Annotated in this window: 13 protein-coding genes; 10 read left to right on the top strand and 3 right to left on the bottom strand. The window is 36.5% G+C overall.

Annotated elements, in window-relative coordinates; genetic code table 11:
- Positions 1–117: 117 nt before the first annotated feature.
- The 8 genes from G508_RS0114440 to G508_RS0114405 all read left to right on the top strand — a co-directional run bounded on the left by G508_RS0114440 (position 118) and on the right by G508_RS0114405 (position 5,652).
- Positions 118–1,068 (top strand): isopenicillin N synthase family dioxygenase, encoded by a 951-nt coding sequence (locus tag G508_RS0114440; RefSeq protein WP_026705989.1) that lies wholly within the window; start codon positions 118–120, stop codon positions 1,066–1,068.
- Between the two features lie 82 nt (positions 1,069–1,150).
- The gene (locus G508_RS0114435) at positions 1,151–1,483 is read left to right on the top strand and encodes a translation initiation factor (protein ID WP_026705988.1); all 333 of its coding nucleotides are present in this window, start codon (positions 1,151–1,153) and stop codon (positions 1,481–1,483) included.
- Positions 1,484–1,532: 49 nt separating this feature from the next.
- A complete protein-coding gene (locus tag G508_RS0114430; protein ID WP_026705987.1) occupies positions 1,533–2,399 on the top strand; it encodes a nucleoside phosphorylase in 867 nt (288 codons plus the stop codon).
- 27 nt (positions 2,400–2,426) lie between these two features.
- Positions 2,427–2,804, top strand: coding sequence for a VOC family protein (locus G508_RS0114425; RefSeq protein WP_026705986.1), 378 nt, complete (start codon positions 2,427–2,429; stop codon positions 2,802–2,804).
- 17 nt (positions 2,805–2,821) lie between these two features.
- Complete coding sequence (locus tag G508_RS0114420) at positions 2,822–3,274, top strand: DinB family protein (RefSeq protein WP_026705985.1); 453 nt, start codon at positions 2,822–2,824, stop codon at positions 3,272–3,274.
- A complete protein-coding gene (locus tag G508_RS0114415) occupies positions 3,265–3,798 on the top strand; it encodes a GNAT family N-acetyltransferase (RefSeq protein ID WP_026705984.1) in 534 nt (177 codons plus the stop codon). Before G508_RS0114420 ends, G508_RS0114415 begins: the two co-directional genes overlap by 10 nt.
- Before the next feature lie 50 nt (positions 3,799–3,848).
- Positions 3,849–4,697: a substrate-binding domain-containing protein gene (locus tag G508_RS0114410; protein WP_026705983.1), complete on the top strand. Its 849-nt coding sequence runs from the start codon at positions 3,849–3,851 to the stop codon at positions 4,695–4,697.
- 22 nt (positions 4,698–4,719) lie between these two features.
- Positions 4,720–5,652: a transglutaminase-like domain-containing protein gene (locus G508_RS0114405; RefSeq protein WP_026705982.1), complete on the top strand. Its 933-nt coding sequence runs from the start codon at positions 4,720–4,722 to the stop codon at positions 5,650–5,652.
- A gap of 202 nt (positions 5,653–5,854) precedes the next feature.
- Here G508_RS0114405 and ung read toward each other — a convergent pair whose 3' ends face one another.
- Positions 5,855–6,520 (bottom strand): uracil-DNA glycosylase, encoded by a 666-nt coding sequence (ung, locus tag G508_RS0114400; protein WP_026705981.1) that lies wholly within the window; start codon positions 6,518–6,520, stop codon positions 5,855–5,857.
- 285 nt (positions 6,521–6,805) lie between these two features.
- Between ung and G508_RS0114390 the strand changes: the two genes are divergently transcribed.
- Both G508_RS0114390 and G508_RS0114385 read left to right on the top strand, forming a co-directional pair.
- On the top strand, positions 6,806–8,974 hold the full coding sequence (locus tag G508_RS0114390) for an endonuclease MutS2 (RefSeq protein WP_026705979.1): 2,169 nt from the start codon (positions 6,806–6,808) through the stop codon (positions 8,972–8,974).
- 4 nt (positions 8,975–8,978) lie between these two features.
- Positions 8,979–9,389, top strand: a complete 411-nt coding sequence (locus G508_RS0114385) for a thiol-disulfide oxidoreductase DCC family protein (RefSeq protein WP_026705978.1) — start codon at positions 8,979–8,981, stop codon at positions 9,387–9,389.
- Positions 9,390–9,452: 63 nt separating this feature from the next.
- On the opposite strand, the gene G508_RS0114380 is transcribed toward G508_RS0114385, so the two are convergent.
- A complete protein-coding gene (locus G508_RS0114380) occupies positions 9,453–10,538 on the bottom strand; it encodes an aldose epimerase family protein (RefSeq protein WP_245569874.1) in 1,086 nt (361 codons plus the stop codon).
- A 105-nt stretch (positions 10,539–10,643) separates the two neighbouring features.
- Entirely contained in the window at positions 10,644–12,152 is a 1,509-nt protein-coding gene (gene araA, locus G508_RS0114375) for an L-arabinose isomerase (RefSeq protein ID WP_026705976.1), read from the bottom strand.
- Between the last annotated feature and the right edge of the window lie 2 nt (positions 12,153–12,154).

Raw genomic sequence — 12,154 nt, 5'->3', positions numbered from 1 at the left:
TTAAAAAAATTAAAACTGTTGATAACTTTTGTGATTTTTTAAATAAAATAAATGATACTTTTGTGATAACAAGGCTTATCGCCTAGCAAAGTTATTAACATCTATTTTTAAAAGAGTATGCAAAATATTCCTAGTGTTGACTTGCGTGATTTCCTTTCGGACGACCTGAAACGTAAACAAAAATTTGTAAATGAAATCGGAAAAGCATTTGAAGATATTGGCTTCGTTGCTTTAAAAGGTCATTTTTTAGATGACAAATTGGTTGATGAATTGTATAGCGAGATTAGAAATTTCTTCGCCCTGCCATTGGAAACCAAATATTCCTATGAAATTCCTGGAATTGGAGGACAGCGTGGTTATGTTTCCTTTGGAAAAGAACATGCAAAAGGTCGAAAAGAAGGCGATTTAAAAGAATTCTGGCACTTCGGCCAATATGTAGAAAAAGATTCAAAATGGGCTTCAGAGTATCCTGATAATGTGGAAGTAAAAGAATTACCACGTTTTAATCAGGTGGGAAAAGAAGCCTACCAAATGCTTGAAAAAACAGGAATTTATGTTCTTAGAGCTTTGGCATTACATTTGGGACTGGATGAATTTTATTTTGATGAATATGCAGAAGAAGGAAATTCCATCTTGAGACCTATTCATTATCCACCGATTACACAAGAACCAGAAAATGCCATTCGTGCTGCAGCTCACGGAGATATCAACTTGATTACCTTATTGATGGGTGCTCAAGGTCGCGGTCTTCAAGTTCAAAACCACAATGGCGAATGGATAGATGCAATTGCTGAACCAGACGAATTGGTGATTAATGTGGGCGACATGCTTTCCCGTCATACCAACAATAAACTCAAATCTACAATACATCAAGTGGTAAATCCGCCGAGAGAATTGTGGGGAACTTCACGATATTCTGTTCCATTTTTTATGCATCCGGTTAGCGACATGCGTTTAGATTGCTTGGAAAATTGCATTGATGAAGAAAATCCAAAATTATACGAAGATATTTCGGCTGGTGAATTCTTGCATGAACGCTTGGTTGATTTGGGATTAATTAAAAAATAATATATTAATTCAAATAATGAAATTCCAAATTCCAATTCTAATCTTTGGAATTTGGAATTTGTTTTTTGAAAATTTATAAAATATGGATTTACAAGACCAATTAAAAAACCTTTTTCCAGATCATCAGGTTTCAAACGAACCAGAAGCAGTTGAGGAAAAAAACCATGAATTATTTGTTCAAAAAGAACCAATGATTTGTAAATATGAAAAACGAAAAGGAAAGCCAACCACCATAATTTCTGGTTATGAAGGCGAAGACGAAGATTTTAAAATTCTTGCCAAAGAAATAAAGAGTAAATTAGCTGTTGGCGGAAGCTTTAAAGACGGGGAAATCATCATTCAAGGAGATTATCGTGATAAGATCATGAATATCTTGAAAGAAAAAGGCTTTAAAGTAAAACGTGTAGGTGGTTAATTCTTTCAGAATCTTTTAATCTTTCAATTTTTAAATCTTTAAATTACCAATGATACAATCATCAGAATTAATATTAAACCCAGACGGTAGCGTTTACCATTTGAATTTAAAACCAGAACATATTGCCCATGATATCATCTTCGTAGGCGATCAAAATCGTGTTGAAAAAATCACGCAATTCTTTGACAAGATTGAATTTTCCGCTCAGAAAAGAGAATTTAAAACCCAAACCGGAATCTACAAAGGAAAAAGAATCACAGTAATGTCAACCGGAATTGGTCCCGATAATATTGATATCGTTATAAACGAACTGGATGCTTTGGTTAATATTGATTTGGAAACACGCCAACCCAAAGAAGAATTAACTTCTTTAAACATTATCCGAATCGGAACTTCGGGTTCTTTGCAAGAAGATATTCCTGTGGATAGTTTTGTGATGTCAAAATTTGGATTGGGATTGGATAATATGCTTCGCTCTTATTTGATTGATGAAGTTTCAAATTCGGCAATCGAAGAAGCTTTCATCAATCACACAAATTGGGACGCGAGAAAAGGAAAACCTTACGCCATCAAATGCAGTGAAAAATTGGAACAATTAATTGAGAGCGAAAAAATATTCAAGGGAATTACAGCTACAGCTGGAGGATTTTATGGTCCACAAGGACGAGTTTTACGACTTGGAATTCAGGATTCAGAGTTGAATGCTAAAATGGATAATTTCAAATTTGAAGATAATAGAATTACGAATCTTGAAATGGAAACGGCTGCCATTTATGGCTTGTCTGCTTTGTTAGGACACAATGCTTTGTCCTTTAATGCCATCATTGCCAACCGTGCAAGCGGAACTTTTAGTGAAGACCCTTATAAAGCTGTTGATGAATTGATTAAATATGTTTTAGATAAATTATCGAAGTAGTTTAAGTATTAAGATTTTATAAAAAAAATGACATTCCGATTTGCAAGACATACCAACAATTTAGAACAACTTAAATCCTTTTACATAAATGTATTAGGATTTGATTTGCTTGGTGGTTTTGAAAACCACAGCGGTTATGATGGTATTTTTATTGGCAAATCGAATGAAAACTGGCATTTAGAATTTACAAAATCAGATGAAGCTGTTGCCTTTAATTTTAGCGAAGAAGATATTTTGGTTTTTTATCCCAATACAAAACTAGAATTTGAGGTGATTCATGATAAGTTATTGGCTAACAAAATTGAATTCATTGAAGCAAGAAACCCATATTGGAATGAAAATGGAAAAATGATTCTTGATCCTGATGGCTATAGAGTTGTGATTTCAAATTTAAAAATTAAATAATCCACACAAAAATTAATATGGAAGAGAAATTAGAGGAATTTGGCTTACTATTGAACCGTTTTCAGGTTTTATATTCGACTAATTCTATCGCAGATTTTGAAATAAAACTTTCAGAAAACAAGTGGTCTAAAAAGGAAATTTTAGGGCATTTGATAGATTCAGCTATCAATAATATTCAACGGTTTACTGAAATTCAAACCTTTGAAAAACCCTATAAAATTAGAACTTACAGCCCAGATGATTTAGTAAAATCAAATGATTATCAAAATAAAAACAATCAAGAATTATTAGATTTGTGGATAAGCTTGAATGTTCATGCTTTGCACATCATAAAAAATCAAACAGAAAAAACTTTAGCTTATAAATTGATTCTTCCAAACGGCGAAGAATCTGATTTAAAATTTTTAATTGAAGATTACTTTGAGCATTTATATTATCATTTAAAACAAATTGACCCGACATGGATTTAGTTTTAGAAACCACTCGCCTTATTATTCGTCCGTTAGAATTAACCGATGCCGAAGCTATGTTTGAAATGGATCATAATCCAGAAGTTCATAAATATTTATGGCAAAATCCAACCCAAACGATTGAGGAAACGATCAAAGTAATTGAAATGGTCCAAAAGCAATATGTTGATAATAAAATAGGCCGATTTGCAACCATTTTAAAAGAAACAAATGAGTTTATTGGCTGGACCGGAATCAAATTTGTAAATGATCACATTGAAAACGGAAACACGAATTTCTATGATTATGGCTATCGATTAAACGAAAAATTTTGGAACAAAGGTTATGCAACCGAAGCCTCAATCGCTTGGCTTGACTATGGTTTAAATAAAATGAATATCAAAGAAATGAACGCCTACACCCATGCCAAAAATGGAGCTTCCAATCATGTTTTACAAAAAGTAGGTTTCAATTTCATCGAAGATTATCCAGACAAAGAGGGAGTGATTTGGAAATGGTGGCAACTGAAAAATAATATCCAATAACCTCAATGCAAAGTCTTAATACTTAATACTCCTATCTTAATACCTATTAAATGAAAACCATAAAAATAGCTGGAGTTCCAGAACATTTCAATTTGCCTTGGCATCTTTGCATCGAAAATAACGAGTTTGAAGCAGTAGGAATAGACCTGCAATGGACAGATGTTCCGGAAGGAACTGGCAAATTATGCCAGATGCTTCGCAACGAAGAAACTGATATCGCCGTTATTTTAACCGAAGGAATCATCAAGGACATTGTAGCAGGAAATCCGAGCAAAATTGTGCAAGTTTACGTAAACTCTCCTTTGATTTGGGGAATTCACGTTGATGCAAAATCAAACTATCAAACGATTTCTGATTTAGAAAACACAAAAGTAGCCATCAGCCGAATCGGTTCTGGTTCTCAATTAATGGCCTATGTGAATGCTCATAATAACAGTTGGAAAACAGATAATTTACAATTCGAAATCGTCAATACTATCGATGGAGCCGTTGAAGCCTTATCAAACAGAACAGCAGATTATTTTATGTGGGAACGTTTCATGACAAAACCTTTGGTCGACAAAGGAATTTTCCGAAGAATCGACGACTGCCCTACTCCTTGGCCCTGTTTCGTAATTGCCGTTAGAAATGAAATCCTTGAAAAGCATCCGGAAACTATCGAAAAAATCCTCAAAATCATCAACCAAACCACTTCAGAATTCAAGGAAATCCCCAACATAGACAAAACATTATCTGAACGTTATCATCAAAAACAAGAGGATATCCAGGAATGGCTTTCCTTGACCGAATGGTCCCAAAAGCAATTATCCGAGGAAATGTTAAACAAAGTCCAAAATCAACTGCTCGAACTGTCTATTATCGATAAAAAAGGTACTTTTGCTGATATAGTCAAAACCTAGAAAGCTGTTGCCATTTTGGTATATGATACACTTCAAAGACATTAGTATTCAAGAAATAAAAAGCAAGCTCCAGGTCAAAAAACCTTGGGACAATGTGATTATTTTTTTATTGAATATCCTAATCGCGATTCCGGTTTTTATCATTATTCACCAAAATATTATTGATCCTGAATGGCCATTTCAAATCGACAGGATTTTACTTTTCATTGTCTTAATCGCCATCATCCAGCTCATATTAAGAGCCTTACGAACCATCATTATTGTTTGTCTTGGACTTTATCTAATTGTCTTAATTTATGGAAGCACCTTTGGAAATTATGGTTTCAATGCCGTTTTTGAGGACTATCGCTCCATGATGTACACCATGCTCGACGATCCCAATCCGCAGGACATCATCTTGGCAAAATTACTTCCGTTTCCCAACAAGTCCAAAATCCTGAACGCCATTGATTACAGCAACCCGAAGGTTCGAAATTTTGCCTTAATGGCTACAACGAAGAATTTTCGCAATATTAAAGGTTATCAACAATACAGGGTTACCATTCAGTGTTTTGCTGTTTTCAAGGAAATTAAGCATAGGTGGAACTATGTCAACGATCCAAAAGGAAAAGAATATATTGCAGCAGCAAGCGAATCTCTAGAACATTTTTCTGGCGATTGTGATGACCATGCAATCCTCATGGCAGCCTGTGTTCGGGCTGTTGGTGGCACTCCCCGACTCATTCACACTGGCGGACACATCTATCCCGAGATGCTAATTGGCAGTAAGGCCGATCTGGAAGCCGTCAACTATCTCATCAAGGAAGTACTTTTCAAACAGGAAAGCAAAGGCAAGGAAATCCATTATCACATCGACGAACGTGGTCAAATCTGGCTCAATCTAGATTATACCGCACGATATCCGGGAGGACCATTCATGTCCGAAGAAATCCTGGGAGCTTTGACTTTGAATTGATTTTAGGAGCTAAACAGCAGGCATTTGTTCAATCCATGTTCCTGCCTTCCTTCCAAATCTTTTTATTTTTTTAAAGAAAAAAAATAAAAAGGATTTTCCCTCCAGTCAGGGCTAAAATAAAATCTTTAGGTATTTTTTAATCTTTTCGATTTAAGGATATTAAAGACCTAACAGGTTTTGAAAACCTGTTAGGTCTGGAAATCTACCACTCAATTTCTTTTTTACCTTTCGCTTTCAAGTAAGCATTTGCCTTACTAAAATGTTGATTTCCAAACCACAAACCACGATTGGCACTCAAAGGCGAAGGATGTCCCGTTTCTAAAACCAAATGCTTTTCCCGGTTGATTTTCAAGCCTTTTTTCTTTGCAAATCCTCCCCAAAGTAGGAATACAACTTCTTCGTTGCTGTCGGAAACTTTCTGGATTACAGCGTCTGTAAACGTTTCCCAGCCTTTATTTTGGTGACTTCCTGCTTCGTGAGCTCTAACCGTTAAGGTTGCATTCAACAATAAAACGCCTTGCTTTGCCCAACGCTCTAAATTTCCAGTTGCAGGAAAAGGTTTTTCCAAATCGGTTTGGATTTCTTTAAAGATATTGACCAAGGATGGAGGAAAAGCGATTCCATCGTTGACAGAAAAGCATAAACCATTCGCCTGACCCACTCCGTGATAAGGGTCTTGCCCAATAATAACGACTTTTACTTTATCAAAAGGGCAACTATCGAAGGCTGAAAATATTTGAGGCCCTTTTGGGTAACAAGTGTGTTGTGAATATTCTGCTTTTACAAATTCTATGAGGTTTTTAAAATAAGGTTTCTCAAATTCGTCTGATAAAATGTTTTTCCAGGAAGGTTCTAGGTTGATTTGCATTTAGATGATTTTAATCGCAAAGTTCGCAAAGTTTATCGAAAATCACTACTCAATTTTTATAGATTTCGATTGGAAAAAAAGGATTAAAAGAAGCCTAAAGGTTTCATCTAGCCCCGACTTAAGGGAAAATCCTTTTGTCCCGGGGTTCGGGACAAAAGATTTGGAAAAAAGGCGGGAATATGGATTGAACAAATGCCATTGTTTTGCTCCTAAATTAAAGCTAAAGCCGATTCAATAATCGTGTGAATCTTTGTAACTTTGGGGCTTCCCAACTTATAACGGAACATGATATCCATAACAGAAAAAACTTTACAAGATTTACAATTTCCTACCGTTTTAGAGACCGTTTCGGCGCTTTGCAACACCGATTTGGGTATGGAAAAAGCATTGAACATCACGCCTTTCAAGGACAAGGAAACGTTGATGGAGGCTTTGAGCCAAACATCAGAATATGTTTCGTCGTTTCAAAATAATAACGCGATTCCGAACCACGGTTTCGACTCGATTGCACACGAAATCAAGTTTCTGGCAATTGAAAATAGTACTTTGGAAGTGGGCAGTTTTAGGAAAATTGCCAATATTTCGGATACTTCCAACACACTTTTGCAGTTTTTCAAGAAGTTTGACGACTATTATCCGACCTTGAACAACAGGGCTTCGGAACTTGAATTGACGAAAGACATCATCAAGAAAATTGAAGTTGTCGTGGATAAATATGGCGAAATCAAAGACAATGCTTCACCGGATTTACAGCATATCAGAAGCGAGATGAAGGTGGTTCGAGGGAAAGTAAACCAGAGTTTTGGACTTTCGCTATTGCAATACAGTGGTTTGGGTTATCTGGATGACATCAAGGAAAGTTTTGTTGAAAACCGTAGGGTTTTGGCGGTTTTGGCAATGTATAGAAGGAAAGTGAAAGGTTCTATTTTGGGCAGTTCCAAAACAGGAAGTATCGCTTATATTGAGCCTGAAGCAACCTTAAAATATTCGCGTGAATTGAGCAATTTGGAATACGAAGAAAAGGAAGAAATTGAGAGGATTTTAAAACAACTTTCGAATGATATTCGGCCGTTTTTGCCTTTGATTATTCAGTATCAGGATTTCTTGAGCGATATTGATGTCGTTTCGGCAAAAGCTAAATATGCAAATAAAATCAACGGAATTTTGCCGACGATTACTGAAAACAGAAGATTGTTTTTTAGGGAAGCCTTCCATCCTATCTTGTATTTGACGAACAAGCAGAAAAAAGAAATTACGTATCCTCAAACGATCGAATTGCATCAGGAAAGCAGGATTATTGTGATTTCTGGACCGAATGCTGGAGGAAAAACCATCTCGCTGAAAACCGTTGGACTCTTGCAATTAATGTTGCAAAGCGGTATGTTGATTCCGGTTCACGAACGAAGCGAAACGTTTTTGTTTGACAGAATCTTGACGGACATTGGAGACAACCAATCTATTGAAAATCATTTGAGTACCTACAGTTACCGACTCAAAAACATGAACTACTTTTTGAAGAAATGCAATAGCAAAACGATGTTTCTGATTGATGAATTTGGTACAGGTTCTGACCCAGAATTGGGTGGTGCTTTGGCCGAAACATTCTTGGAAGAATTTTATCATCGGGAAGCTTTTGGAATCATTACGACTCATTATTCCAATTTGAAAATGCTGGCGAATGAGTTGCCTTTTGCTACAAATGCAAACATGCTTTTTGATGAAAAATCACTTGAACCGATGTATAAATTGATTTTGGGTCAAGCCGGAAGTTCATTCACTTTTGAAGTAGCTCAAAAAAATGGGATTCCGTTTGGTTTGATCAATCGTGCAAAAAAGAAAATTGAAGGCGGAAAAGTGCGATTTGACAAGACGATTGCAACCTTGCAAAAAGAACGTTCAAAACTCGAAAAAACTTCTTTGAATTTAAAAGAAGAAGAAACAAAAGCGAGAGAAGAAAGCAAGAAGATGGAAGCTACCAATGCGAAAATCAAGCAAAAACTGGAAAGCTATCAGGAATTATATGACAGCAATCAGAAGATTATTTACATTGGACAAAAAATTGATGATATTGCCGAGAAATATTTCAATAATAAAAATAAAAAAGATTTGATTGGAGAATTCCTAAAAATCATTGAGATAGAAAATTCGAAACGAAAAAAGGCAACTCCTAAGGAAATAAAAGTCAAACAGGAAATTAAAAAAGAAATCATCAAGGAAGTTACGGTTCAGGTGGAGGAAATCCGTCAGGAGAAAAAAGAAAAGAAAATCAAGGCTTCTTTGGTTCCTGAAAAACCAAAACCCGTACTGAAACTTGGAGATAGGGTTCGAATGCTAGACGGAAAATCTATAGGAACGATCGACAAAATTGAAAGAAACAAAGCGGTTGTAAATTATGGTGTTTTTACATCAACTGTGAGTTTGGATGCTCTAGAATTTGTTGAAGCAAAAAAATAAAAAAATGAATTTACCGAAGGATAAAAAGATAATTCTGTTTGATGGCGTTTGCAATTTGTGTGATTCGTTTGTGCAATACGTCATAAAAAGAGATAAAAAAGATGTTTTCAGGTTTGTTGCCTTGCAATCTGATTTGGGTCAAGAAATTCTGAAACACATTGGTATTGATACCAAAAATATTGACAGTATTATTTTATACGAACCTGGAATTGCCTATTTCTATAAATCATCTGCTGCAATTGAAATAGCAAAGCATCTGGGAGGATTTTTAGGTTTGAGTATCATTTTTAAGATTATCCCAACTTCACTTCGAAATCCTATTTATGATTATGTAGCCAAAAATCGCTATAAATGGTATGGAAAAAAAGATGCTTGCATGATTCCGACACCGGAGTTGAAAGCGAAGTTTTTATAGCAAAAAAGCCGGTTTACTTTGAAAGTGCAACCGGCTTTTATCTTTATTTATTTAACTTTAAAATTATCTCACAGAAAATTTATAAGTAGTTTTAGTCGTATATTTTTCTCCTGGATTCAACACAACCGAAGGAAATTCAGGATGGTTTGGAGCATCAGGAAAGTGCTGTGTCTCTAGGCATAAACCTGTACGTTTTTCATAATTTCCACCTGTTTTGCTGGCTTTTTTTCCATCAAGGAAATTACCACTGTAGAACTGAATTCCAGGCTGATCCGTGTAAACCTGCATAAAACGTCCTGAAGCTTTGTGATATAAAGTCGCCACTTCTTTCAAGCTTTTATTCTGGTCATCAAAAACCCAGCAATGATCATATCCCAAACCTTTTTCAAGCTGATCATCTTTTGCATTGATATCTTTTCCAATTTCTTTTGCTTTCGTAAAATCGAATGGCGTTCCAGCAACTGGCTTCAATTCACCTGTCGGAATTAAAGTTGCATCAACAGGAAGCATTTTCCCAGCTTTCATCATCAATTCGTGATCTAGAATGGTGTTGCTAAAATTTGCCGAAAGGTTAAAATAAGAATGCTGTGTCAAATTCACAATCGTTTTTTGATCGGTTGTGGCTTCATAAGCAATTTCGAGAGCATTATCAGCTGTTAAAGTGTAAGTAACAACGGTAGCCAAATTTCCCGGATAGCCTTCTTCCCCATCTTTGCTGGTGTAGGAAAGTTTTAGGGTTGGATGTTCTGCATCTTCAACAGGAGTTGCCGTCCAAACTACCTTGTCAAAACCTTTTCCGCCGTGCAACTGGTTCGGACCGTCGTTAATGGTCAATTGGTGTTTTTTTCCGTCAAGCGAAAATTGTCCTTTCGCAATTCGGTTGCCAAATCTTCCGATTATGGCACCAAAAAAATACGGATTTCCTTCAAAATAATCTTCTGGAGTGGTATAACTCAACACCACATCTTCATACTTTCCATTTTTATCTGGAGCTGTAAGGGATGTGATAATTCCGCCAAAAGTGATGATTTCGACTTTCATTCTGTTAGAATTTTCCAACGTATATTTTTCAATTTTCACCCCTTCAGGAGTTGTGGCATATTCTGATTTTTCGATAGACCCTTTTTGAATCATGTTTTCTGTTGTCATTTTTTCTTCTTTTTTATCGTCTTTGCAACTGAAAAACAGCATACAGCTTAGCATAAGACAAAAACCATATTTATATTTTCTACCCATGATCGTATTTATTTTGAGTTACATTTTATGCTGGAACAAATGATAATATACTTCATTGGCATTGATTTTATCCTTGAAATCCCTGATGTTGGTTTTGTCGTCCATCACCAGTAATTCTATGCCTGCAATATCGGCAAAATCTTCCATATATTCAGTAGTTATGGCCTGACTATATACGGTATGATGAGCTCCACCTGCCAAGATCCATGCTGTTGCAGCCGTTTCAAGATCGGGTTTTGCATCCCAAAGTACTCGTGCAACGGGAAGATTTGGCAAATCCTGCATCGGCTCGACCGCTTCTACTTCGTTGACCAACAGCCTGAAACGATTTCCCATATCAATCAAAGAAGCATTGATGGCATTTCCAGCAGGCGAATTGAACACCAAGCGAACAGGATCTTCCTTGCCTCCTATTCCAAGAGGATGCACTTCGCATGAAGGTTTTCCAGCAGCAATCGACGGACAAATTTCCAACATGTGCGAACCTAAAACATAGGATTTATCGCCTGTGAAATGATAGGTATAATCTTCCATGAACGAGGTTCCGCCTTCAAGTCCTACATTCATAACTTTCACGGCTCTCAACAATGCCGCCGTTTTCCAGTCGCCTTCTCCTCCAAAACCATATCCATCAGCCATCAATCGCTGTGTTGCAATTCCTGGCAACTGTCTCAATTCGCCAAGATTTTCGAAGGTATCGGTAAAACCTTTAAAATTTCCTTCTTCTAAAAAAGCTCTCAATCCCAATTCAATTTTTGCGGCTTCCGCCAAAGACTCTCGCATCGAACCACCTTCTTGCAAAGAAGAAGTCAAGTTATAAGACGCTTCATAAACTGCCATCAAATCCTGAACCTGTTGGTCCGAAACTTGCTTGATGTGCTTCACAACATCCGAAGAATCATAACCGTTTACCGAGAATCCAAAACGCATTTGGGCTTCAACTTTATCGCCTTCGGTAACGGCAACTTCACGCATATTATCGCCAATTCGGGCAAATTTAGCACCTTGAAGATCGTCCCAAGCCAAAGCCACACGGGTCCAGATTCCTAGTTTTTGCTGTACTTTATCGGCTTTCCAATGTCCTACGATTACCTTGCGTTTTTTTCGCATCCTACTCATCATAAAGCCAAATTCCCTGTCGCCATGAGCCGATTGGTTCAGGTTCATAAAATCCATGTTGATGGTTTGCCACGGAATTTCGGCATTGAATTGTGTATGCAAATGGCACAAAGGTTTCTTCAAAAGACTTAAACCTCGGATCCACATTTTGGCAGGCGAAAAAGTATGCATCCAAGCTACAATTCCAATGCAATTTTTTTCGAAATTGGCTTCCTGCATCAATTGTTCTACTTCATCGGAACTTTTTAAAACTCCTTTGTACACCATTTTCACTGGAATATGGGTTGAAGCATAGAGATTTTTTACTATTTCTTCAGAGTTTATGGCTACCTGTTTCAAGGTTTCTTCGCCATATAAATGTTGGCTTCCCGTTACAAACCAAACTTCTTTTGCGGTAATATCTATCATTT

Origin of the sequence: Flavobacterium soli DSM 19725 (genome assembly GCF_000422705.1) — a bacterium.
Taxonomy (GTDB): Bacteria; Bacteroidota; Bacteroidia; order Flavobacteriales; family Flavobacteriaceae; genus Flavobacterium; species Flavobacterium soli.
The sequence above is the reverse complement of the archived record's forward strand: the minus strand, read 5'-3'. Positions and strand labels throughout refer to the sequence as shown.

What these genes read in the sequence shown, in the direction of transcription:
- G508_RS0114440 (WP_026705989.1), top strand. Translation starts at nt 118, where the DNA reads ATGCAAAATATTCCTAGTGTTGACTTGCGTGATTTCCTTTCGGACGAC.
- G508_RS0114435 (WP_026705988.1), top strand. Translation starts at nt 1,151, where the DNA reads ATGGATTTACAAGACCAATTAAAAAACCTTTTTCCAGATCATCAGGTT.
- G508_RS0114430 (WP_026705987.1), top strand. Translation starts at nt 1,533, where the DNA reads ATGATACAATCATCAGAATTAATATTAAACCCAGACGGTAGCGTTTAC.
- G508_RS0114425 (WP_026705986.1), top strand. Translation starts at nt 2,427, where the DNA reads ATGACATTCCGATTTGCAAGACATACCAACAATTTAGAACAACTTAAA.
- G508_RS0114420 (WP_026705985.1), top strand. Translation starts at nt 2,822, where the DNA reads ATGGAAGAGAAATTAGAGGAATTTGGCTTACTATTGAACCGTTTTCAG.
- G508_RS0114415 (WP_026705984.1), top strand. Translation starts at nt 3,265, where the DNA reads ATGGATTTAGTTTTAGAAACCACTCGCCTTATTATTCGTCCGTTAGAA.
- G508_RS0114410 (WP_026705983.1), top strand. Translation starts at nt 3,849, where the DNA reads ATGAAAACCATAAAAATAGCTGGAGTTCCAGAACATTTCAATTTGCCT.
- G508_RS0114405 (WP_026705982.1), top strand. Translation starts at nt 4,720, where the DNA reads ATGATACACTTCAAAGACATTAGTATTCAAGAAATAAAAAGCAAGCTC.
- ung (WP_026705981.1), bottom strand. Translation starts at nt 6,520, where the DNA reads ATGCAAATCAACCTAGAACCTTCCTGGAAAAACATTTTATCAGACGAA.
- G508_RS0114390 (WP_026705979.1), top strand. Translation starts at nt 6,806, where the DNA reads ATGATATCCATAACAGAAAAAACTTTACAAGATTTACAATTTCCTACC.
- G508_RS0114385 (WP_026705978.1), top strand. Translation starts at nt 8,979, where the DNA reads ATGAATTTACCGAAGGATAAAAAGATAATTCTGTTTGATGGCGTTTGC.
- G508_RS0114380 (WP_245569874.1), bottom strand. Translation starts at nt 10,538, where the DNA reads ATGACAACAGAAAACATGATTCAAAAAGGGTCTATCGAAAAATCAGAA.
- araA (WP_026705976.1), bottom strand. Translation starts at nt 12,152, where the DNA reads ATGATAGATATTACCGCAAAAGAAGTTTGGTTTGTAACGGGAAGCCAA.